The sequence below is a fragment of the Lawsonibacter sp. JLR.KK007 genome (genome assembly GCF_036941135.1).
In the GTDB taxonomy this organism is placed as follows: Bacteria; Bacillota; Clostridia; order Oscillospirales; family Oscillospiraceae; genus Lawsonibacter.
The window spans coordinates 259,586-280,158 of record NZ_JAYWSY010000002.1 but is presented as its reverse complement, the minus strand read 5'-3'; the positions used below and the strand labels follow the sequence as shown (position 1 = coordinate 280,158).

22 protein-coding genes are annotated in these 20,573 nt (G+C 57.3%); 13 read left to right on the top strand and 9 right to left on the bottom strand.

All coding sequences use genetic code 11. From position 1 onward, the window contains the following. On the bottom strand, positions 1 to 405 hold the full coding sequence (locus VV088_RS11155; RefSeq protein WP_334600758.1) for a helix-turn-helix domain-containing protein: 405 nt from the start codon (positions 403 to 405) through the stop codon (positions 1 to 3). Between the two features lie 149 nt (positions 406 to 554). On the opposite strand from VV088_RS11155, the gene VV088_RS11150 reads away from it, so the two are divergent. The 12 genes from VV088_RS11150 (at position 555) to VV088_RS11100 (ending at position 6,419) form a co-directional block, all read left to right on the top strand. Further along, on the top strand, positions 555 to 755 hold the full coding sequence (locus tag VV088_RS11150) for a helix-turn-helix domain-containing protein (protein WP_334600756.1): 201 nt from the start codon (positions 555 to 557) through the stop codon (positions 753 to 755). A 3-nt stretch (positions 756 to 758) separates the two neighbouring features. Then, positions 759 to 956, top strand: a complete 198-nt coding sequence (locus VV088_RS11145) for a DNA-binding protein (RefSeq protein ID WP_334600755.1) — start codon at positions 759 to 761, stop codon at positions 954 to 956. Continuing rightward, a complete protein-coding gene (locus VV088_RS11140) occupies positions 953 to 1,249 on the top strand; it encodes a hypothetical protein (protein WP_334600754.1) in 297 nt (98 codons plus the stop codon). The genes VV088_RS11145 and VV088_RS11140 overlap by 4 nt, the downstream gene beginning before the upstream one ends. 12 nt (positions 1,250 to 1,261) lie before the next feature. Continuing rightward, positions 1,262 to 2,611, top strand: coding sequence for an AAA family ATPase (locus tag VV088_RS11135; RefSeq protein WP_334600753.1), 1,350 nt, complete (start codon positions 1,262 to 1,264; stop codon positions 2,609 to 2,611). Between the two features lie 164 nt (positions 2,612 to 2,775). Continuing rightward, the gene (locus VV088_RS11130; RefSeq protein WP_334600752.1) at positions 2,776 to 2,934 is read left to right on the top strand and encodes a hypothetical protein; all 159 of its coding nucleotides are present in this window, start codon (positions 2,776 to 2,778) and stop codon (positions 2,932 to 2,934) included. A gap of 53 nt (positions 2,935 to 2,987) precedes the next feature. Continuing rightward, positions 2,988 to 3,353, top strand: a complete 366-nt coding sequence (locus VV088_RS11125; protein ID WP_334600750.1) for a hypothetical protein — start codon at positions 2,988 to 2,990, stop codon at positions 3,351 to 3,353. A 52-nt stretch (positions 3,354 to 3,405) separates the two neighbouring features. After that, positions 3,406 to 4,161 (top strand): ATPase domain-containing protein, encoded by a 756-nt coding sequence (locus VV088_RS11120; RefSeq protein ID WP_334600749.1) that lies wholly within the window; start codon positions 3,406 to 3,408, stop codon positions 4,159 to 4,161. Continuing rightward, complete coding sequence (locus VV088_RS11115; protein WP_334600748.1) at positions 4,158 to 4,346, top strand: hypothetical protein; 189 nt, start codon at positions 4,158 to 4,160, stop codon at positions 4,344 to 4,346. The genes VV088_RS11120 and VV088_RS11115 overlap by 4 nt, the downstream gene beginning before the upstream one ends. Before the next feature lie 142 nt (positions 4,347 to 4,488). Continuing rightward, entirely contained in the window at positions 4,489 to 4,977 is a 489-nt protein-coding gene (locus VV088_RS11110; protein ID WP_334600746.1) for a hypothetical protein, read from the top strand. Positions 4,978 to 4,991: 14 nt separating this feature from the next. Beyond that, a complete protein-coding gene (locus VV088_RS11105; protein ID WP_334600743.1) occupies positions 4,992 to 5,855 on the top strand; it encodes a hypothetical protein in 864 nt (287 codons plus the stop codon). 124 nt (positions 5,856 to 5,979) lie between these two features. Next, the gene (locus tag VV088_RS22780; protein ID WP_442913148.1) at positions 5,980 to 6,195 is read left to right on the top strand and encodes a helix-turn-helix domain-containing protein; all 216 of its coding nucleotides are present in this window, start codon (positions 5,980 to 5,982) and stop codon (positions 6,193 to 6,195) included. A 14-nt stretch (positions 6,196 to 6,209) separates the two neighbouring features. After that, on the top strand, positions 6,210 to 6,419 hold the full coding sequence (locus tag VV088_RS11100; protein WP_334600741.1) for an NrdR family transcriptional regulator: 210 nt from the start codon (positions 6,210 to 6,212) through the stop codon (positions 6,417 to 6,419). A gap of 265 nt (positions 6,420 to 6,684) precedes the next feature. Here VV088_RS11100 and VV088_RS11095 read toward each other — a convergent pair whose 3' ends face one another. From VV088_RS11095 to VV088_RS11065, 7 genes are all read right to left on the bottom strand, one after another. Continuing rightward, on the bottom strand, positions 6,685 to 8,700 hold the full coding sequence (locus tag VV088_RS11095; RefSeq protein ID WP_334600740.1) for a urocanate hydratase: 2,016 nt from the start codon (positions 8,698 to 8,700) through the stop codon (positions 6,685 to 6,687). 53 nt (positions 8,701 to 8,753) lie between these two features. Continuing rightward, positions 8,754 to 9,752: an electron transfer flavoprotein subunit alpha/FixB family protein gene (locus VV088_RS11090; protein ID WP_334600738.1), complete on the bottom strand. Its 999-nt coding sequence runs from the start codon at positions 9,750 to 9,752 to the stop codon at positions 8,754 to 8,756. A 17-nt stretch (positions 9,753 to 9,769) separates the two neighbouring features. After that, positions 9,770 to 10,555, bottom strand: a complete 786-nt coding sequence (locus tag VV088_RS11085) for an electron transfer flavoprotein subunit beta/FixA family protein (RefSeq protein WP_334600736.1) — start codon at positions 10,553 to 10,555, stop codon at positions 9,770 to 9,772. Positions 10,556 to 10,664: 109 nt separating this feature from the next. After that, positions 10,665 to 11,801, bottom strand: coding sequence for an acyl-CoA dehydrogenase family protein (locus VV088_RS11080; RefSeq protein ID WP_334600735.1), 1,137 nt, complete (start codon positions 11,799 to 11,801; stop codon positions 10,665 to 10,667). A 32-nt stretch (positions 11,802 to 11,833) separates the two neighbouring features. Then, positions 11,834 to 13,015, bottom strand: a complete 1,182-nt coding sequence (locus VV088_RS11075; protein WP_334600732.1) for a CaiB/BaiF CoA transferase family protein — start codon at positions 13,013 to 13,015, stop codon at positions 11,834 to 11,836. A gap of 56 nt (positions 13,016 to 13,071) precedes the next feature. Beyond that, complete coding sequence (locus VV088_RS11070; protein ID WP_334600731.1) at positions 13,072 to 14,499, bottom strand: YjiH family protein; 1,428 nt, start codon at positions 14,497 to 14,499, stop codon at positions 13,072 to 13,074. Between the two features lie 46 nt (positions 14,500 to 14,545). Further along, on the bottom strand, positions 14,546 to 15,685 hold the full coding sequence (locus VV088_RS11065; protein ID WP_334600730.1) for an acyl-CoA dehydrogenase: 1,140 nt from the start codon (positions 15,683 to 15,685) through the stop codon (positions 14,546 to 14,548). Between the two features lie 471 nt (positions 15,686 to 16,156). Between VV088_RS11065 and VV088_RS11060 the strand changes: the two genes are divergently transcribed. After that, the gene (locus VV088_RS11060) at positions 16,157 to 19,192 is read left to right on the top strand and encodes a BTAD domain-containing putative transcriptional regulator (RefSeq protein WP_334600729.1); all 3,036 of its coding nucleotides are present in this window, start codon (positions 16,157 to 16,159) and stop codon (positions 19,190 to 19,192) included. A 123-nt stretch (positions 19,193 to 19,315) separates the two neighbouring features. On the opposite strand, the gene VV088_RS11055 is transcribed toward VV088_RS11060, so the two are convergent. Beyond that, on the bottom strand, positions 19,316 to 20,572 hold the full coding sequence (locus VV088_RS11055) for a zinc-ribbon domain-containing protein (protein WP_334600728.1): 1,257 nt from the start codon (positions 20,570 to 20,572) through the stop codon (positions 19,316 to 19,318). Position 20,573: the final 1 nt, after the last annotated feature.

Sequence of the window (20,573 nt, the reverse complement as noted above, 5' to 3'; positions counted from 1 at the left end):
TTACGCCTCTTTGCCCATTCCAGCCGCACCACGTTTTTTATATCGGCCCGACGCTTCCAGGTCCTCGGCGTAATCCACCACCTTCCCCCGGCCCTCCTCATTCATCTGCTCCATGGAGCTTGCCACCCGCTGCACGTCCTCCGGGAGCGGTTCGCCCAGAATGGACGGGCTGGATGTGTCCCTGATCTGCTGCTCAGCCTTTGCCCATGCGCTGTCCGATATGCCCAGCAGATAATCCACCGATACCCCGAAATAGTCCGCCAGCTTCTGGAGAGTATCGCCTTTTGGGATGGAGCCTTTTTTCCAAACAGTGGTGGTTGAGTTACCAAGCCCTAATGCTCGTGCTACAGCGGCTGGAGATGTGCCATTTTTCTGGCATAGAACAAGAAATTGTTCATAGAACATCAAAAAACACCTCCAATCTTGTGCAGATTTCATAAATCTTATTCGAGTAAGAAATGTGGCTTGACATTCTTACTCAAATAAGATATTATCTCATTGTAGTAAGAACTACCCACAACATACCACAAAATCGAAAGGAGTGCAAGAAGAAAGTGCGAATCAGCAAAAGCAAGTTGGCGCTGGCCATGCTGAACGCCGGAGTGGAATCCATCCGGGATTTGGCGGCGGTGTCCGGGGTGAGCATCAACACCATCAGCCGGAGCAACAACGGCGGGACCGTGAAGCTGTCCACCCTGCGGAGACTGGCGGCGGCGCTCAGTGTGGACCCGGCGGCCCTCATTGAGGAGGTGTAGACCATGGCAATCCCAAGAATGCGCACACCCCATGGAGCTGTAGAGTTCCTGCGGGAGCAGGACCCGGACTGCGCCATCACTGAGCACTACATCAGACGTCTTATCAAAACCGGGCAGCTGCCCAGCGTCCGGGCAGGCGTCAAGTACCTGGTCAATGTTGACCTGCTAATCGACTATCTGAAGGGAGAGCAAACAGCATGAAAAACCAGATCATGATTACTGCGCGGGTGTTCCCGCTGGTGGTTCACGACCACAGAACCGGCAAGGAGGAGGCCATCACCGTCCCCGTGACCAAGGAGCAGCTGCGGGCCGCCCAGCTGGTGGGCCAGAGCTCCACGGAGCTGATCGAGCGGATTTGTGACCGGCAGGGCTACACCGTCATCGAGATCGGCCAGCCGGACAAGCTGTCCATGACCATCAACCTGGAGGAGTTGATCCGAAAGTACGCAGAGCACCAGGAGGACAAGGCCAAGTGGGATTACCTGTATGGATGAGGAGGCGGCAGCTTGAGCATCAATGAGTTTCTAAGCCGCCTGGAGGGGGTGGAGACCCACGGGCAGAATCAGTGGAGCGCTGTATGTCCCGCCCATAACGGCCCCGGCCTGACCGTGACCAAGGGGGCGGCGGAGATAGTGCTTGCGTGCGCCCATGGCTGCAAAAGATATCAAATCGTCCAGGCTATGGGGCTGGGGGTCACGGATCTGTTCTTTGCTAAGGAGCGGGCCGGAAGCGACCAGAGCGAGAAGGCACCGAAAAAGGAGATAAAGGGGCTGGAAGTAATATCCGCGCCAGACCTCCAGAAAGCGAATCTGCCCCCAATCAAGTATTTGGTGGACGGCATTCTCCCAGAGGGGACAAGCCTACTGTCCGCCGCCTCCAAGATCGGGAAAAGCTGGATGGTTCTTGATTTGGGCCTCTGTCTCGCTTCTGGCAAGTCCTTCCTGGGACACGACACCCATCAGACTGGTGTGTTGTATCTGGCCTTGGAGGACAGTTTGCAGCGCCTGCAGAGCCGTATGAAAACAGTCTGGGGCAAAGCTCCTGCGCCGCCGTTGTTCGGCTTTACTACAAAGGCGCCCACGTTGGACAGGGGGTTGCTGGACACGCTGGACGACCATTTACAGCGCAAACCGGACACCAAGTTTTTCATCATTGACACGCTCCAGAAAATCAGGGGACAGAGCCTTTCCAGAGAAGCGGCGTACGCCCAGGACTATCGGGAAATGGGGGTTGTCAAGGAGTTTATGGATAAGTACGCTCTATCTGTCCAGTTTCTCCACCACAACCGGAAAATGAGAGACGATGGGGACCCATTCAACATGATTTCCGGGACAAACGGAATTATGGGCGCGGCGGATACCGTATGGACCATCACAAAAGACAGGCGCGACGGTTGCGAGGCCGTGCTGCATATCACGGGGCGGGATGTGCGGCAAAGCGACACGGCGATCCGCTTCGATGAGGAGCGCTGTATGTGGGAGCAGTTGGGGGCGGTAGATTGGCTGGCGGAGCAGCGGGCCCGGCTGGAGTACAATCAGAGCCCCATTGTCAAGACCGTCAAGAAACTGCTGGAGCAGTCCCTGGAGTACCGCTGGGACGGCACCGCATCAGAACTGATGGAGGCCGGGAAGTATATCGCCCAAACTTACCTGTCTCTCAGCACTAAGAAGCTGGGGAGAGAGATCACAGCCCTTGAAAAGCCCCTGTTTGAGTACGACGGAATCGTTCATGCTGCATCCAGTCATGGGACTGCGGGCAAGAAACACAGCTTCTACTATCAGAACTTTGGGCAGTTTGAAGAACTGCCTGATGACGGTCAACAAGAATTGCCGTGGCAGACAGATAGTGAAAAATAACGTTCATTTCGTTCCTGCCATTCCAGTCATAGAACGAAAAGAACGAAATGAACGTTTTATTTTGGGGTATGTCTGCCACACAAAGGAGGAACAAGAGAGTGGAATTGAAAATCATAAGTGATCTGCAAAAGAATGAATTGCGGATTTGAAGGAGGTGAGACCATATGAGAGTTTGCCCGCTGTTCTTTGCAAGTACCGCTGATCTTGAAGATTTCGTGTGCAGACCGGACCGCTGCGCTTTGGCGTATGATGGCACCTGTGCCATTACCTCCATCGCTCATAGCTTGGAGAGCCTGCAAAATAAATTGCGTGATGATGCATGAGCTGCAGTCGCCCAAATCCGTCAACGCTGACGAAATCAGGAAGGAGCAAACCGATGAATAGCAATACCAAGGACGCAGCAGCGCGCCGCAACCCCGAGCCCCAGCCCTATGGCCCTCAGGAAGTCTCCTTCGGGCTGGCTGAGCTGGCGATCTTTGTCACGTGTCTGGAGGCCCGGGATCAGGACGGTGTGCGGACGGTGGTCTACCTCCGGGACCGGGGGGAGGTGGTCAGCCTGGACACCTGCAAAGACCCTGAGCTGCTTACCGCCGCCGTGGCCCATCTGGCCCAGGAGCGGGACGAGCTTGACCGCACACTCGCAAAGGCGAAGAGGGCAAAATCCCAAACGATTGGGATTTTGGAAAAAGAGACCGCCCCCGGTGCAGCGAACACCGAGGACGGCAAGGCGGAAATGGAATAGAGAGAACCGTTTCCGCCTCCTATTCTACAGAAAGACAAGGAGGATTGCAAGTATGAATCCTGAATTACTGGCAACCATCAACCGGAAGTGTGAGGCCAGTGCCACCTATGGCCTCCCGGAGCAGGAGGTCGTGTCCACCGGGTTCCCCCAGCTGGACGATGCCCTGGGCGGCGGTATCCCCCGGGGGCGGATCGTGGAGATCCACGGCCGCGAGGACAGCGGCAAGACCACCCTTGCACTCCACCTGGCCGCCCAACTCCCCGGGCCCACGCTCTACGTTGACGCGGATCACGGCCTCAGCCCGCACATGCTCCGTGGAGCGGGAGAGCTCTACCGGCTGGATGTGGGCACTCTGGAGAAAACCCTGGACGCCTGTTTCCTTGCAGCAGGAAGCGGGGCGTTTGGCTCCATTGTGATAGACACTGTGGCTGCCCTGCCCACTGAGGCGGATCGTGCGTGTGGTATCAATGCTGTGTGCAGCCCAAAAGAAACACATGCAAAGGTCATGTCAAAGGCTCTGCCTATCCTGGCCCGGGCGCTTCACCACTCTGGTTGCACCCTCATTCTGGTAAACCAAATGCGGACCAAACCGGACGTTGTGTATGGGAATCCGGAGCGGCCGACCGGAGGAAAGGCTATCGGCTTCTATGCGGCCCTGCGGCTGGATACATACAAGGTGGAACCCATCAAGAAAAGAACGGACATCATTGGTCACCTTATGCGGGTGAAGGTGACCAAGAATAAACTGGCCCCGCCAGGCAGGGAGGCAAAAGCCCAGCTGATCTATGGAAGGGGACTGTCCGCATGAAGTGGAAATGTACATACCAGCCCGAGGAAAAGGAGGAGGCCGCCGCTGATCTGGCGGCTCTCCTCCAGCGGCACCCTGGGGCGAAGGTGCGGAAAAGTGACCGTCACCCGCCCTTTATGCACATTTATGTGACCGTTCCTGTCCCTGGACCGCCTGCGGCTCTAGGGAAAAGCCTTGACCAGTAGTCCCCCCTGTGGTATAATATTAACAAAGGCACAGGAGTACCGCCGCAAGGTTAGCGTTCAAGCGCATGGGAAAGCAGCTTTATAGCTGTTCTCCTGTGCGCTTTTTATTTAGCCCGACTCAGGGCGTAAAACGGAGGTAATTATGAACAAGGAATTTTTGAAGAACTTCCAGGTGAACGGCCAGCCTCTCCCCAACGAAGTGATCGACGCCATCCTGGCGGAGCATGGCCGGGACCTGGAGGCCGCCAAAGCCGACCCCGGCGCAAAGGGGGAAGGCGGCAAGCTCTTCACACAGGACGATGTAAACCGGATCGTCTCCGAGCGGTTGGCCCGGGATCGGGCTGACAGGGATAAGCCCAGCCCGGAGGACGAGCGAGAGAAGGCCCTGAAGGCCCGCGAGGCCCGGCTGGACTGCCGGGACTACCTGGACAGCAAGAAGCTTCCCGCCGCGCTCCTGGAGGTCCTGGACTGCTCCGACGTGGAGAAGTTCAAGGCGGCTGTGGGCGTAGCTGTGGAGAAGTTCCCGGCCATTGCCCGGGCGGATGAGGTCCCGCCCCCCTATGCAGCGGGGACGGGCACGATGTCCATGCTGGGAGACCCCTTTGCGGCAGCGTTCGGGCCCAAAAGCTGAAAGGATGAGAACGAATGCCTATTGACCTGGCAACCAAATTCCAGCCCTATACTGACGAGCAGTTTTCCACACAGAGCAAAAAGGCCCTCCTGACCAATCAGGACTTTGACTGGACCGGCGCCCACACCATCAAGGTCTACAAGATCACTACCAGCGCCATGAACGACTATGGCCGCAAAGGCCCCGCTGAAGGTCAGTGGAGCCGGTATGGCGCTGTGGCCGCCCTGGACGCCACCACCGAGGAGTTCACGTTGAAGAAGGACCGCTCCTTCACCTTCGCCATTGACAAGCTGGACACCGACGAGACCGCCCGGCAGCTGGCCGCTGCGTCCGCTCTGGCCCGTCAGAACCGTGAAGTCGTGATTCCCGAGGTGGACGCCTACACCTACGCCCTCATGTGCCAGAAGGCCGGTCACAAACCCGCCGCCCTGGCTCTGACCTCCGCCAACCTGTACCCCGAAATTCTGGCCGCTTCTCAGGCCCTGGACGACGCAGAAGTCCCCGAGACGGGCCGGGTGTTGGTGGTCACCCCCGCCACCTATGCGCTGATGAAGAAGTGCAAGGACATCACCATGGAGACCGACGTGGGGAACGAGCTGCGCCTGAAGGGCGTAATCGGCATCCTGGACGGCATGACCGTGCAGAAGATTCCCGCCAACCGCCTGCCTGCTGGGTTCGGCTTCATGGTGGCCCACCCCTGCGCCACCGTGGCCCCCATCAAGCTGGAGGATTACACCATCCATGAGAACCCGCCCGGGATCAGCGGCAGCCTTGTGGAGGGCCGCATCTGCTATGACGCCTTTGTCCTGGACAACAAGGCCAAGGCGATCTACTACCAGGCCCAGCCCGTCACTGACACGCTCAGCGGCACGGAATAGAGCTGATAGAGGGAGGCGTGTGGGCTTTGCTCCATGCGCCCTCCTGCTCTTAATCTAAGATTTCCGAGGCCCTAAAAAGATGGCTATCCGCAGATTTCGCAGGCCCTAAAAATGAGGTGGTTTTGTGTGCAATAATCTGATATTCCCACAACGTCTTCAAGAACTGCGCAAACAACGGCGGCTGAGTGCTCGCGCTCTTAGTGAACTATGCGGTATGGGCAAAAGTAGAATACTTTTATATGAGCGCGGTGAACAGGAACCGACAATCAGCAAATTGGAAGCCATCGCCGATTTCTTTGGGGTCTCCACGGACTATCTTCTGGGACGTGACTGCAAATAATAGGGGGATGTATCATGGGCAACAAGGGATTACGGTCGATGAATCATGCTGCCCGTATGTGTCCAATCTGCGGCGAGGACAGCCAGGTCTACAACACCAGGGAGGCGGCAGACGGTACGATCCATCGCAAGCGCCGCTGCCCTTCCTGCGGGGCCAGGTTCAGCACTGTGGAGAGCTTCGAGTGCATGGTGCCGGTCAAAAGCCTATCCCGATCCAGATCATAGAAAGCCGGGTAGGGGAACAACGACCACACAACGACCACACAACGACCAAACTACCCAAATTCAAGCATAACGAAAGCCCGCTATCCACTGTGCCCCAATGGATAACGGGCTTTCGATTTTGGTTGCGGGGACAGGACTTGAACCTACAGCCTTCAGGCTGTGAGCTGCGCTCCGCAGTTCAGTTTGAGGTGTTCCGGCACGTCCGGGCCTATTCCCAGCAGTCAGCCCTTGAGGGCGTTGCGCGGAACGGATGCATGGCAATCCATCAGTCCTTCATTTCCTGAACGGCCTTGTCAACAATGGCGTCGTCAGCCATATAGGGCAGGGTGATGTGGTCCTGACCCTCGTATAGTTTGTTGTACTCGGCTGCGGTGGACAGAGCGTTCTCGTTCCGGGCCCAGGAACGGCGGGCCACGCCTACCATCACGTCCCAAGGCATGGACATCCGCAGAATCTGATCCACCCGTTCGGAGCCGTCCAGCACCATACCAAAGCCGCCGTTAATGGACTTGCTCACGCCTACGCCGCCGCCATTGTGCAGGGCGATGAGGCTCATGCCGCGAGCGGCGTTGCCTGCGTAGCACTGGGTGGCCATGTCGGCCATAATGTTGGAGCCGTCCTTGATGTTGGAGGTCTCACGGAAGGGGGAGTCGGTTCCGCCGGTGTCGTGGTGGTCGCGGCCCAGCATAACGGGGCCGATCTCGCCGTTGCGGACCATCTCGTTGAACTTCAGGGCGATGTTCATGCGGCCCATGGCGTCAGCGTACAGGATGCGGCACTGAGTGCCCACAACCATCTTGTTCTTCTTTGCGTCCCGCAGCCAGATGTAGTTATCGTTGTCCTGATAGCGGCGGTTGTGGGCCTTGATGTACTCGGCGGCGGCCATGTCGGTCTTATCCAGATCCTCGGGCTTGCGGCTCAGGCAGCACCAGCGGAAGGGGCCATAGCCGTAATCGAAGAGGAAGGGGCCCAGAATATCTTCCACATAGGAGGGGAAGACAAAGCCGTCCAGGTCGTTCTCGCCGTTTTTGCACACGGACACCACACCTGCGTCGTACACAGACTTCAGGAAGGCGTTGCCGTAGTCGAAGAAGTAGGTGCCCTTGTCGTGGAACTTGCAGATCATCTCGTAGTGGTGGCGCAGGGACTGATCCACCAGCTTGGCGAAGCCGTCGGGGTCCTTGTCCAGCATCTCGGTGCGCTGCTGGAAGGTCAGGCCCTGGGGACAGTACCCCCCGTCGTAGGCCATGTGGCAGGAGGTCTGGTCGCTCATCAGGTCTACATGGACGCCTTTCTCATACAGGAACTCCAGCAGATCCACTACATTGCCATGGTAGGCGATGGCAAAGGGACTCTTGCTGGCCAGGTGTTCTTGGGTCATGGCGAGAACCTCGTCCAGGTTGGAGGTCTTGGCGCTGACCCAGCCCTGGGTGTAGCGGGTCATAATACGGGACTCGTCCACCTCGGCGATGATGGATACCGCGCCGGCAATCTCGGCGGCCTTGCCCTGGGCGCCCGACATGCCGCCCAGACCGGCGGACACGAACAGGCGGCCGGCCAGGTTGCCGTCCTCGGGGATACCCAGCTTGGTGCGGCCGGCGCCCAGCAGGGTGTTGAAGGTGCCGTGGACGATGCCCTGGGGGCCGATGTACATCCAGCCGCCGGCGGTCATCTGGCCGTAGTTGGCCACGCCGATGGCGGTGGCACGGTTGAAGTTCTTTTGGTCGTCATACATGCCGATCATCAGGCCGTTGGAGATGATGCACCGGGGGGCCAGCTTGTGGCTGTGGAACAGGCCCAGAGGGTGGCCGGACATGACCACCAGGGTCTGCTCGTCGGTCATGACTTCCAGATACTTCTTGATGAGGCGGTACTGCATCCAGTTCTGGCACACCTGACCGGCTTCGCCGTATGTGACGAGTTCGTAGGGGTAGAGGGCCACCTCGAAGTCCAGATTGTTGTCGATCATCACCTGAAAAGCCTTAGCCTCGGTGCAGCTGCCCTTGTACTCGTCGATGGGCTTGCCGTAGAGCTTGCCGGCGGGGCGGAAGCGGTAGCCGTAGATGCGGCCGTGCTCCTCCAGCTCCTGGGCGAACTCCTTGGCCATCTGGGCGTGATGGTCGGGGTGGATGTACCGCAGGGCGTTCTTGATGGCCAGGGCCTTGTCTGCCTGGGACAGGTGGGACTCCCGGCGGGGGGCCCGGCGGTACTGGGGATCAAAGGAGGGATACTCCGGCAGATCATAGTCCAGTTTAATGGTCATAGCGTCTTGTGTTGTCATAATCGTTACCCCTTTTTTAAATTTTTATGGCGAAACCATCGGCCGCGGTGCAGTTACCGGCTGGCCAGGACCGTCTTGAATTCCTCAATCATCACAGGGATGACCTGATACAGATCTCCCACAATGCCATAGTTGGCAATCTCAAAGATGGGGGCTTCCTCGTCCTTGTTGATTGCTACAATGACGTCGGAGGTTTTCATACCGGCCAAATGCTGCAAGGCGCCGGAGATACCGCAGGCGATGTACAGCTTGGGGCCGACTGTTTTGCCGGTCTGGCCCACCTGGTGCTCATAGGAAATCCAGCCCGCGTCCACGGCGGCCCGGGAAGCGCCCACGGCGGCATTCAAGGCGCCGGCAAACTCACGGATCAGGTCGAAGCCCTGGGGGCCGCCCAGCCCCCGGCCGCCGGATACAATAATCTGGGCGTCGGTCAGGCTGATCTCGCCGCCAGCTTTGGACAGAATCTCGCGGACTTGGGTGCGAATCGGATCTTCTCCGCCGCCGAAGGGCACGGCGACCATCTCGCCGGACCTGCCCGTGTCCGCCTCATCCTTGGAAAAGGCGTTGGGCCGCACGGTACACATGATGGGCCGCTTCTCGGAAAATACGATATCGGCCATAATGTTGCCGCCATACATGGGGCGGGTGGCGACAAACTCGCCGTCCTCCAGCTTTAAGTCCACACAGTCGGCAGCCAGCCCGGTCTCCAGACGGCTGGCCAGACGTGCGGCCAAGTCCCGGCCGTTTGTGGTGGCGGCCATCAGCAGAACCTCAGGCGCGTTCTCCTTCACCAAGGCGTCCAGCACCTGGCAGTAGCTGTCGGTCCGGTAGTCCTTCAGCCGCTCGTCGTCACAGACGTAGACCTTGTCCGCGCCATAGAGGAAGGGCTCCTGCTTCAGATCGTCCAGCTGGCTGCCCAGGAGGACGGCGCAGACCTCGCCGGACAGCGCGCTGGACAGTTTCTTGGCCTGACTGAGCATCTCATAGGAAACGCTGGCGATCTTCCCGTTGGTCTGCTCCAGACAGACCCATATGCTGTTCTTATTAGACATGTTTCCTTCCCCCTTTATCAGATGACCTTCTGGTCAACAAGCTTTTGGACGCCGGTCCTTGCAATTTCATCCGCCTCGCCCTTGAGGATCTCGCCGCTCTGACGGGGGGCGGGAGTATACAGCCGTTTTACGGCGGAGGGGGAGTTCTTGCCGACCTTACCAGCGTCCGCTCCAATGGCTGCGCAGTCCAGAGTGGGGATTTCCACACGGTTGGCCATACGGGTGCGCTTCAGCGTGGGGTAGCGAGGCTCGTTCAGAGACTTCTCGCAGGAGAGCACCACAGGCAGGGAGGCGGTAACCACTTCCTCACCGGCGGGGCAGACCCGCTTGACGATGATGGAACTGGCGGTAACCTCTCTGATTTCATTGACGTAGGTGACCTGGGAGATGCCCAGCTGCTCTGCAATGCCGGCGGCAACCTGACCGGCGTCATCGTCGATGGCCTGCTTGCCGCAGAGGATCACATCGAAGGAGCCGATGGACGCAATGGCTTTGGCCAGGGTGTAGGAAGTGGCCCAGGTGTCGGAGTCCTCCAGAGCGGAATCGCAGACCAGATAAGCTTTCTCCGCTCCCATGGACAGACCGATCCGCAGTGCGGTCTTGCAGGAGTCATCGCCTGCGGTGATTACGCTGACCTCGCCGCCGTGCTCCGAGACCAGGGTCAGACCGGCCTCGATCGCATTGAGATCAAAGGGGCTGACCATGGTTTCCACCCCCTGGGTCATCACCTTCCCGGTGCTGGGGTCCAGCTTGGGAACAACCGCGTTATCAGGTACTTGCTTGACACATACCATGATATTCATACAATTTCCTCCAGTCGGGCGCCCGCCTGGGGCGCGCTGTTTGATAAAATTAGGGAGAGGGCGGTTCTGCCTGTGCGGACACAGGCAGAACTGCCGTTTGAAAGACAGCTCAGCGCAGAAGCTGGCCGGCAATCACGATGCGCTGGACCTGGGAGGTGCCCTCGAACAGCTCGGTGATGCGCTGGTCGCGGTAAATGCGTTCGATGGCATATTCCTTCATGTAGCCGTATCCGCCGTGGACCTGGAGCGCGATATCGACCACCTTGTGGGAAGCCTCAGCGGCGAAAAGCTTGGCCATAGCGGCCTGCTTGGTGAAGGGGACGCCCTGCTCCTTCAGGTCGGCTGCATAGTAGGTAAGCATACGTGCGGCCTCGACTTGAGTGGCCGCATCGGCCAGCATCCACTGGATGCCCTGGAACTTGGCGATGGGCCGCTTAAAGACCTCGCGCTCCTTGGCGTACTTGACAGCCAGATCCAGAGCGGACTGGGCAATGCCCACTGACATGGCGGCGATGCCGATGCGGCCGCGGTCCACCACGTCCAGGGCCAGGCGGTAGCCCTCGTTCAGCTTGCCCACCATGTTGGCCTTGGGCACGCGGCAGTCCTTGAACACGATTTCAGCGGTGCGGGCGCCCCGGATGCCCATCTTGTTGTCCTCGGAAGCAATCTCCATGCCGGGGGTTCCCTTTTCCACCACGAAGCAGGTCATACCGCGGCGGGGGTCCTCTTTGTTGGTGATGGCGAAGCAGCAGAGGTAGTCACAGTGGGCGCCGCCGGTGATGAAGTGCTTCACACCGTTGATGACATAGTCATCCCCATCCTCTGCGGCGGTGGTCTTGTTCGAGGTCATATCGGAACCGCCGGCAGGTTCGGTGAGGCAGAACGCGGCATACTTCTCGCCCTCCAGAGCAGGCCGCAGCCATTTTTCCTTTTGCTCCGGGCTTCCAGCCAGATACAGGGCGTCAAAGCCCAGGTAGTGGCCGGTGATAATGGACCCGGTGGCCGCACAGGCTGCGGAGATTTCCTCCATAGCGATGGCCTCGGAAATGGCGTCGTATCCGGCGCCGCCCAGCTCCTCGGGATAGGCCAGGCCCATCAGATCCTGCTCGCCCAGGGCCTCGATGGTCTCAGTGGGAAAGCGGTTGTTCACGTCGATCTCCTCGGCCTTGGGGGCCAGGTAGCTCTGGGCCCACTCGCGGACGGCGCGGCGCAGGGCAATTTGGTCCTCCGTGTACTTGAATTCCATAATAATTTCCTCCTCGTATTGATTGGAATGGATTAAATAATCGTTTCCGCTTCCCACTTGGCTACTTGCTCTTGAGAGAAGCCAAACGTCTCCGTCAGCACACTTTTGGTATGCTGACCCAGCAGCGGGGCGGGGTGCTTGGGATCTGGGGGCGTCTCGGACAGTTTGATGGGATTTCCTGTAATCCGCAGCTTGCCGGCGCCGGGCTGGTGGATATCCACCAGCATGTCCCGCTGAAGAATACTGGGGTTCTGGCAAGCCTCGTCCACAGTACACAGGGGGCCGCAGGGAAGGGAACGGGCCTGCATCATCTCCATAGCCTCCGCTGCGGTGTAATTGCTCAGGAACTCCTCCAGAATTTCCTTCAGCGCCACATCGTTGTCCGAACGGTGGGGGTCGGAGTCGAATCTGGGGTCCCGGGCCAGCTCCGGCTGGCCAATCATCTCACACAGCTTGGCAAACTGGGCGTCGCTGGCCACCGCGATGATGACGTGCGCGTCTTTGCACATGTAAATGTCGAAAGGGGCGCTTAGCGGGTGGCGGGCGCCGACCCGAGTGGGGTGGACGCCGCCAATGGTGTGGCGGACCACATTGGTTTCCAGGAACGAGAAAACACTGTCCAACATGGCGATGTCTACATACTGTCCTTCGCCAGTGCGCTCACGGTGATACAGCGCCAGCATGATGCCGGTGACCGCAAACAGGCCGGCACTGACATCGCCCAGAGAACTGCCCACCCGAGCGGGCTTGCCGTCGGGGTAGCCAGTTACACTCATCATGCCGGACATGCCCTGCGCCACAATGTCATAGGCGGGCAGGTCCCGCATGGGGCTGGTCTGGCCAAAGCCGGAGATGGAGCAGTAAACCAGCCTGGGGTTGATCTTGCTCAAATCCTCGTAGGCATAGCCAAGCTTGGCCATTACCCCAGGCTTGAAATTCTCCACCACCACGTCGCAGGATTTGACCATCTCATAGATGAGTTCTTTTCCCTTTTTCAGATCCAGGGCGACCCCCTTCTTGCCCCGGTTGACCAGAATGTAGTAGCCGCTTTGCTCCTCAACAAAGGGGCCGAAGATGCGGCTGCCGTCCCCGGAGCCGGGGCGCTCCACCTTGATGACCTCAGCGCCGAAGTCAGCGAGATTCATCGTGCAGAACGGGCCGGCCAACACCTGGGAAAAGTCCAGAACTCGTATTCCGGAAAGAACTTGTTTCAAACGATGCACCTCCAAAACAATAATATTTCAGGGAAAGCTTGTTTCGATGGTATCCGCTAGAAAAGCAGATGAGCGAAGCCAGCCACAATGGGGATGGCAATCACCGTGCGGATCAGGAAAATAACAACCAGCTGAACAAACGTGAGTCCCAGGTCGGACTGCATCATGGCGTTGGCGCTCTCTGTAAAAAAGATGATCTGTACGGTGGAGAGCACAATCACGAAAAAGATGCTGACAGGAGCGATCGCCTGTCCGGCAATCGTCATAACCGGCAGGGCAATCTCGGCAATGCCCACCAGCGTAGCGGGAGCGACCTCCTGGGCGTTCGGCAGCTGCATCAGCTCCAGGTAGGGAATCACTGGAATCCCGATCCACTGAAACAGCGGGGTGTGAGTGCTGATGAGCAGGGCGATGACCGCAATGGATTGAACAAAAGTTACAATCTTGACCGCAAAGGACAGCACACTGGGAATCGAGGTCAGGAACACGCGATAGGAAGTGCCGGACGCCTTTGTAGTAGCTGCCGCAAGGGCTTTGCGCAGGGTATTGCGGTTATACCGCATGGGCTTTCTCATGTCAGCCGTCTGCTCGCTTCCGTTGATGTACACGTCCCGCTTCCTGGAAAGGGGAGGAATGCGAATCATGATGGCGGCCAGAATGAAGACTACAATCAGCGACGTCAGAACCACCTTGCTGTACATATAGACGGTATCCGTAATCGAAACCAGCAGAGCGAAAAATCCCAGCGAGACAACGCTGAAATTGGTTGCGACGCAGCAGGCTTCCTTTTCCGTGTAGATGCGGTCATGATACAGCCGGTTGGTCATAAACACACCAACGGCGGGAGCGGCAACAAAGGCAGACACAGCCGTTACCGCCGATTGGCCGGGAAGCTTGTATACCCGGCGCATAATGGGCTCCATCAGCGTACCGACAAATTCCAGAATCCCAAACTCAATCAGGAACGTAACCAGGTAGCCGGCAATCGTCACGGTAAAAAGGGTTGACCCAGCCAGACCGATCGCCTGTCCCCCCACCTCTTCATCCAGGATGATGGCGGGGCCCACGCCCGCAGTGACCATGATAGAGAACATGGCGGCCAGGTAGTAGAGGATTCCGGTGCCCCACCCGTCCTTCGCGTGGAACCGGGCGATTGGGCCGGTTTTTGTGATTTTAGCGATGGTAAATGTGACGGACAGAGCGGCGCAGGTAATCAAAACCAGCCCGTTCATTGCCGTTGAGCCCAGACGCGCCTTTACCGCATCGATCAAAAGAACCATGGGAACTCCGCTGGTTTCCCCAACCGAAATTGGAAGAAAGAATATCCATATGCCAATCGCGGAAAAAAGCAGGAATTTCAGGATACTGGGGAGACGCAGCGTTCCGTAGTCAACCGGTACGCCCACCCGGTTGTCCAGGTCCCGCCCTGCCGCCGCATCGTCCGCAGATGTTGACAGTTCTTGAGAAACCTTATTTTCATCCAAACGTAACGCACCGCCTTTCAAAACAGTTGTATGGCTCCCAACAGGCTTATTTCAGAAGGGCTCGGGAGATCACCATCCGCTGAACCTCGCTGGTCCCCTCATAGATCTGGGTGATTTTGGCATCGCGCATCATGCGCTCCACGGGATATTCCCGGGTATAGCCGTAGCCGCCCAGCAGCTGGACGCACTCGGTGGTCACACGCATAGCGGTTTCAGCGGCAAACAGCTTGGCGTGGGCGGACTCCACGGAGTAGGGCAGATGGTTGTCCTTGGCCCAGGCGGCGCGGTAAACCAACAGGCGGGCCGCCTCGATTTGATTGCTCAGATTGGCAATGACAAACTGGGTATTTTGGAATGCGGACAGGGGTTTGCCGAACTGCTCGCGCTGCTTCACATAGGCCACCGCCTCGTTCAGCGCCCCTTGCGCGATGCCCAGAGCCTGGGCTGCGATACCGATGCGGCCGCCGTCCAGGGTGTGCATGGCGATCTTAAAGCCGTCGCCTTCCTTACCCAGCAGGTTTTCCGCAGGGACAACACAATCTTCAAAGATCAGGCTGGCAGTGGCGGAGCCGCGGATTCCCATCTTCTTTTCATGCTTGCCTACCGAGAAGCCCTGAAAGGAGTCTTCCACAATAAAGGCGGAGATGCCATGATTGCCCTTTTCCTTATCGGTCATGGCCATGACAATGTAGATACCGGCCTCGCCGGCATTGGTGATGAAGCACTTGGAGCCGTTGAGCACGTAGTGGTCGCCCTGCTTCACCGCAGTGGTCTTCTGCCGGGAGGCGTCTGTTCCGGCGTTGGGCTCGGTCAGTCCGAACGCGCCCAGACGCTCGCCGCTGGCCAAAGGAACCAGATACTTCTGCTTCTGCTCCTCGGTGCCCCAGTCATAGATGGGAGCGGAACCCAGGGAGGTGTGGGCGGACAAGGTGACGCCGGTAGACGCGCAGACCTTGGACAGTTCCTCTACTGCGATCACATAGGAGAGGTAGTCGCCCTCCTCGCCGCCGTATTCTTCCGGAAAGGGGATGCCGAACATGCCGTTTTCGGCCATCTTCTGGACGCTCTCCTTGGGGAAGCGCTCGTTTTCATCGATCTCCTCCGCAAGAGGCTTGATCTCTTTCTCCGCAAAGTCGCAATACATCTTCTGTATCATTTTGTACTCGTCATTGAACCCGAAATCCATAAACCGTTCCTTCCTTTCGTCGAAAAAATAGTAAGGGAATTGACCTGTTTGCTTTGGAGATGAGTTCAGTATAGGGGTCTCGGGTCTCTAAATCGTCTGTGTGCCGTCCAAATAAGAGACGGGTTCCGCTGAACGGCTTCCTTCCGCCCGGAGATGTCAAAAGGCGTTCCGAGTCAGAATGATGGGGAATCCCTTGACTTTTCCCGGTTCGCAGACGTTTTTAACGTCTAATTTGCGTCTAATGTGTTCAAGACTGAAAATTAACCCGGAAAATTTGCTGTATTTTTGTTGGATTTGACGGTTATTCCCTCGCTCTGCCAGCACTAGGCGGAAAAGACGCCCACTGACTCAAGACGGCAGTTTTTCCAAATATGGTTCATGACAAAACGATTGAAATGCCGGACTGTTTCTGCTACAGTAACAGACAGTGCGGAAGGAACGCTGTTTTGTTTCAAGGAGGTTCAGGTACCGATGAGCAAATATGTATGTAAGCTGTTTGGAGTTCCTCAGATCACAAAAGATGGCCAAATCTGCTTCTTCCCCTATGGAAAAATAAACGCTTTGCTATACTATCTGCTTGTGGTAAAGGTAGCCAGCCGGGATGAGGTCGCAGGACTTCTATGGCCCGACGTGGACGGAGTCACCGCGAAAAAGAATATTCGAAACGCGCTTTATCAGGCCAAAAAGTCTGTGGGGCAGGATATCATCGTGGCATCTCAAAAGTCCATTCTCGTATTGAATGAGGAATTGGAGCTGGAGTTGGATGTGGACGCCTTTGAGGCAGACCCCGGCGCCAATTTGGACCTGTACCGGGGGGACTTTTTACAGGGCTTCTATCTGAAAGACGCCGTCCCCTATGAGTATTGGATCGCTGGCATACGGGATAAATTTGCCAGGATATTTGCCGCGGAGTGCTATAAAAAAGTGGAGGACGGCCTGCGCACACATCAGTGCGGCGGCCTGGAGTCTTTGCTCAGCCAACTGACCGCCATGGATGAGTTTGACGAGCGGAACTACCGGCTTTTGATGCGCTTCTATCTGGAAACCGGACGGAGCAGCAAGGTGATCGAGACCTATTTCGACCTGGTAAAGCGGCTGGAAAGGGAATTGGGCATCGAACCGGAACCGGAAACCACCGAGATTTATGAGAGTCTGCTGAAGCGGATCACCTTTGGGGGACAGTCCAAGGAGCGGAGCGAACAGTCCTCCCATTTATATGGACGTTTCCAGGAATTCGCTGCGGCTGAAAAGCTTCTGCGGGAGTTTGAGCTGGGAGAACAGAGCTTGTCGCTGGTGTTCCAGGGAGAGTTTGGATCGGGTAAAAGCGTGCTGCAGCGCCAGCTGTTGGAAAAAGCGGCGGGCCGGCTGACCGTATTGGAGACAAGCTGCTATCAAGGAGAGTCCGAGCAGCCCCTGCGGCCCTGGAACAGGCTGATCCAGGGGATCAAACCTCTGATCTGCCGGGATGAGCGGATACAGTCCCTGTGGCCCGAGCTGATGCGAGATGTGTTTCCCGATTTCAGCGATGATTTGCCCGGCAAGGGGTATATCTCCCAAACCAACCGTCCGCCCCTGTACAGGCTGGCCCACGTCATCACCGAAGCGCTGATCAATCTCTCACAGGATCGAAAGGTGCTGCTCGCCATGGAAAATCTCCAGTGGATGGACACCGAGAGCCTGCAGGTGCTGACTTCTGTCCTCTTGAATCTGCCCGCCTGCCGGGTTATGATGCTGGCCACGGCGGACGTGCAGCGCATCCGACCGCTGGAGGACATGTTGACAGAGCTGCAGGAGCATGGAAAGCTGACCGTTTTACCCCTGCGGCGGTTCAGCATTGAGACCTGCCATAGCTTTTTGGAAAAATCTCTCTCCGGGCAAAAAATTGAAGGTGATTTGTTGCGGCAAATCTATACGGAGACAGAGGGCAATCCCTTTTTCCTCCATGAGTACATCGGCATGCTGAGCCGGAAGGCCGGCCTTGACACCATGACCCCGGCCATGCTGAAAACCTTGAAGGCCCGTTTCTTATACCTGAGTCCGGAGCAGTTGGAGCTGCTTCAGATCGTCTCTTTTTTTGACGGCGGCGCACCAGTCAGCCTGCTGCCCATCCTCACCGGAAGAGACGAAAAAGAGCTGTTTCAATGCCTGACACTGCTGGAGGACAGAGCCCTTCTGGCAGAGCAGACCTTGGAACAGGACCACATTGTTTTCTTTACCCACATCAAACTCCGGGAATATGCCTACATGACGCAGACGGAGCTGCAGAAAAAGCTGATTCATGAACAGATTGCCCAGCTGCTGGAGCAGTTCTCGTCCCAAAACAATATCAAGCTGAACACCAAACTGATCTATCATTTCTCTCAGGCCGGAAATATCTGCAAGGCGATGAAATACAGAATCGCCACCCTGAAGCATGTCTTGAACTTCAACCACGAGATGTTCCCCACATTGGATGAAATGGAGTCCGACTCCACAGCCAACATCTATATTTCCCGCAATCGCATATGGGAAATATTCGTCTCGCTGGAGGAGGACTTTATACAGATGGGGCAAGCAGCAGACAATCCGGCGGAGCTGGACCGTCTGCTGCTGGAGTTCAACTATATTAAAGGGCGCTATCATATCAGGGATGGAAATTATGACGAGGGCACCGAACATATTGCCTACGTGATTACAAAGAGCAAACAGATGAACGACCTGTGGTATGAGCTGGAAAGCTATAAACAGATGATTTTGCTCTATCTTCAGATACACGATCTGAAAAAGATGGAACGGTATGTAAAACTCGGCCTTGAGGCGGCTCTCAGCTGCAACGCCTATGACCAGATCGGGATTATGTTCCGCCTGAAGGGCCTCTATAATCTGATGGCCGGTAATTTTAAAACGGCTGAGGCGGCCCTGGACAAATCCATCTCCCTTTTGACCATTACGCCGGAAATGGCCCGGAAATACAGCACAAATATCGCTGCGGCCCACAATTATATTGGTGAGATCCGTCAGGCGGAGGGGAACTACCCCGCCGCCATGAGCGCCTTTCAAAAGGCCATTTCGCTGTGTCTCTGGTGTAACGTCTCCTCAAGCCTGTCCTATTTTTATATCAACGCCGGAAAAAACGCCTACATTATGAATCGGTTTGATGAGGCGAAGGAATACTTTGAAAAAGCCTACTCCCTCTATGGTGAATTTGACTCCTTCTGGAGGCGTCCTGTTCTGGACAGCTACATGGCTCTGACGATGATGATAGAGAATGATTTTCCCAAGGTGCTGCACTATCTTGCTTCTGCGCAAAAAAGTGTGGAACATATCAAAGACCCGGGAGAATTAGGAACGGTCTATTTTGCCCAGGCCCTGATTCGGCTGCAGATTGAGCAGAGGCCGGAGCTTCAGGCCATATTTTCCAAGGTTTTGATTTACCCAGCGGATCGATACTGCAAATTATCTCTTGCAAAATTGAATCGGGACTACAACCACTTTGAAATCAGGCTGCTCCATCAAAAATTCAAATGAATTCCCGGCTGCCAGCGGGGAACGGGGTATACCTGACGCAGTAGCTCCATACCTATAAAAGAGACAGCGCCGAGCCGTTCCGCGCAGGAAGGGCTCGGCGCTGTCTCATATTGATTGGCTGCACTACTCAAAGACCGCCTGGGAGATATCCACCTTCTGCCCGCAGCGGTTGTCGATGTCCGTGCCGTTGCGGGAGAAGCGGGCGCCCTCAAAGTACAGCGGCTGATCGCTGGGGACGCTCTCCAGCAGGACGGCGGTGCCGTTGCGCCGGAACAGGTTGCCGCTGTACATGTGGTCGTTTCGGTTGTCGCTGGTGGAGTTGAAGTGGAAGCCTACGGCGTTGTCCTCAAAGACGCTGTCTTTGATGTTCACCCAGGAGCTGCCGTAGCACAGCACGCCGGTGCGCCACCCGGTAAACTGGCAGTGGTTGAAGTTGATCCGGGCGGAGGCGGACACCCCCACCCCCTCGCCGTCTCCTGTGAAGCACAGGTTTTGAAATTGGCAGATGTAGCCCTTCTGGGCGGTGGCCTGAAGGGTGCCGGTGAAGGTGGTGCGTGCCCCGTCCGGGCCCTCGCTGCCGATCAGGTTCATGGACCGCTGTTCCAGCAGCAGACTGCCCTCGTAGGTGACGGCGGGCAGGTGGATGTAGACGATCACGTCGGAGGTGATGGTCTCGTTGACCTGGTCCACCAGGGCCTGGAGGTCATCCATCGTGTCCATGGGCACGTCCTCCGGGTAGAAGTGCCGGGTGGGAACCACCCCCAGCGCCATCCGCTGGTACAGGCGGATGGTGTCGCCGTTTTGCATGCGGATGTTCCAGCGCAGCTCCATGTCGCCGCTGCGGTCGGTGTAGGTCAGGATGCTTCGGGAGGCGGCCTCCAGGTCGTAGTCTGAGGCCTGGGGCTGGGTGTACTGCCAGGGCTCCAGGCTGTCGCCACCCCGCAGGAGCTCCACATTGATGGCCTCCACCTTGCGGAGGAAAGCCTCCTTGGCGTTGACGCCGGTGTCCACGTGGTTGACAAACAGCCGGGAGGGCTTGTTGGAGGTGGTCCCCTCCTCCAACTCCTCCGAGTAGTCAGTCATGGACTGAAAACGGTCCCCGAAGTAATTGAGAAGGAGTTGATAACTCCCGTCGTTGTCGGTGTAGATGATCTCGGCGGTGCCGTTGTCGTAGACCTTGGGCCGGGTGCAGAACCAGGACGTCAGCCCTATGGCCAAAATAAGGAGGGCCATCAGGGCGTTCCGAAGCGCCCGCCCCGGCATAGGCCGGGGCGGCTTGACCTCGGTTCGCGGATGGATGCTTGCGGCGCAGTGGGGGCAGAAAGCGGCCTCGTTCGGGAGCTGTGACCCGCAGTGGGGACAGCGTTTCCAATCGTCCATC

What these genes read in the sequence shown, in the direction of transcription:
- VV088_RS11155 (WP_334600758.1), bottom strand. Translation starts at nt 405, where the DNA reads ATGTTCTATGAACAATTTCTTGTTCTATGCCAGAAAAATGGCACATCT.
- VV088_RS11145 (WP_334600755.1), top strand. Translation starts at nt 759, where the DNA reads ATGGCAATCCCAAGAATGCGCACACCCCATGGAGCTGTAGAGTTCCTG.
- VV088_RS11140 (WP_334600754.1), top strand. Translation starts at nt 953, where the DNA reads ATGAAAAACCAGATCATGATTACTGCGCGGGTGTTCCCGCTGGTGGTT.
- VV088_RS11130 (WP_334600752.1), top strand. Translation starts at nt 2,776, where the DNA reads ATGAGAGTTTGCCCGCTGTTCTTTGCAAGTACCGCTGATCTTGAAGAT.
- VV088_RS11125 (WP_334600750.1), top strand. Translation starts at nt 2,988, where the DNA reads ATGAATAGCAATACCAAGGACGCAGCAGCGCGCCGCAACCCCGAGCCC.
- VV088_RS11120 (WP_334600749.1), top strand. Translation starts at nt 3,406, where the DNA reads ATGAATCCTGAATTACTGGCAACCATCAACCGGAAGTGTGAGGCCAGT.
- VV088_RS11115 (WP_334600748.1), top strand. Translation starts at nt 4,158, where the DNA reads ATGAAGTGGAAATGTACATACCAGCCCGAGGAAAAGGAGGAGGCCGCC.
- VV088_RS11110 (WP_334600746.1), top strand. Translation starts at nt 4,489, where the DNA reads ATGAACAAGGAATTTTTGAAGAACTTCCAGGTGAACGGCCAGCCTCTC.
- VV088_RS11105 (WP_334600743.1), top strand. Translation starts at nt 4,992, where the DNA reads ATGCCTATTGACCTGGCAACCAAATTCCAGCCCTATACTGACGAGCAG.
- VV088_RS11100 (WP_334600741.1), top strand. Translation starts at nt 6,210, where the DNA reads ATGGGCAACAAGGGATTACGGTCGATGAATCATGCTGCCCGTATGTGT.
- VV088_RS11095 (WP_334600740.1), bottom strand. Translation starts at nt 8,700, where the DNA reads ATGACAACACAAGACGCTATGACCATTAAACTGGACTATGATCTGCCG.
- VV088_RS11090 (WP_334600738.1), bottom strand. Translation starts at nt 9,752, where the DNA reads ATGTCTAATAAGAACAGCATATGGGTCTGTCTGGAGCAGACCAACGGG.
- VV088_RS11085 (WP_334600736.1), bottom strand. Translation starts at nt 10,555, where the DNA reads ATGAATATCATGGTATGTGTCAAGCAAGTACCTGATAACGCGGTTGTT.
- VV088_RS11080 (WP_334600735.1), bottom strand. Translation starts at nt 11,801, where the DNA reads ATGGAATTCAAGTACACGGAGGACCAAATTGCCCTGCGCCGCGCCGTC.
- VV088_RS11065 (WP_334600730.1), bottom strand. Translation starts at nt 15,685, where the DNA reads ATGGATTTCGGGTTCAATGACGAGTACAAAATGATACAGAAGATGTAT.
- VV088_RS11060 (WP_334600729.1), top strand. Translation starts at nt 16,157, where the DNA reads ATGAGCAAATATGTATGTAAGCTGTTTGGAGTTCCTCAGATCACAAAA.
- VV088_RS11055 (WP_334600728.1), bottom strand. Translation starts at nt 20,572, where the DNA reads ATGGACGATTGGAAACGCTGTCCCCACTGCGGGTCACAGCTCCCGAAC.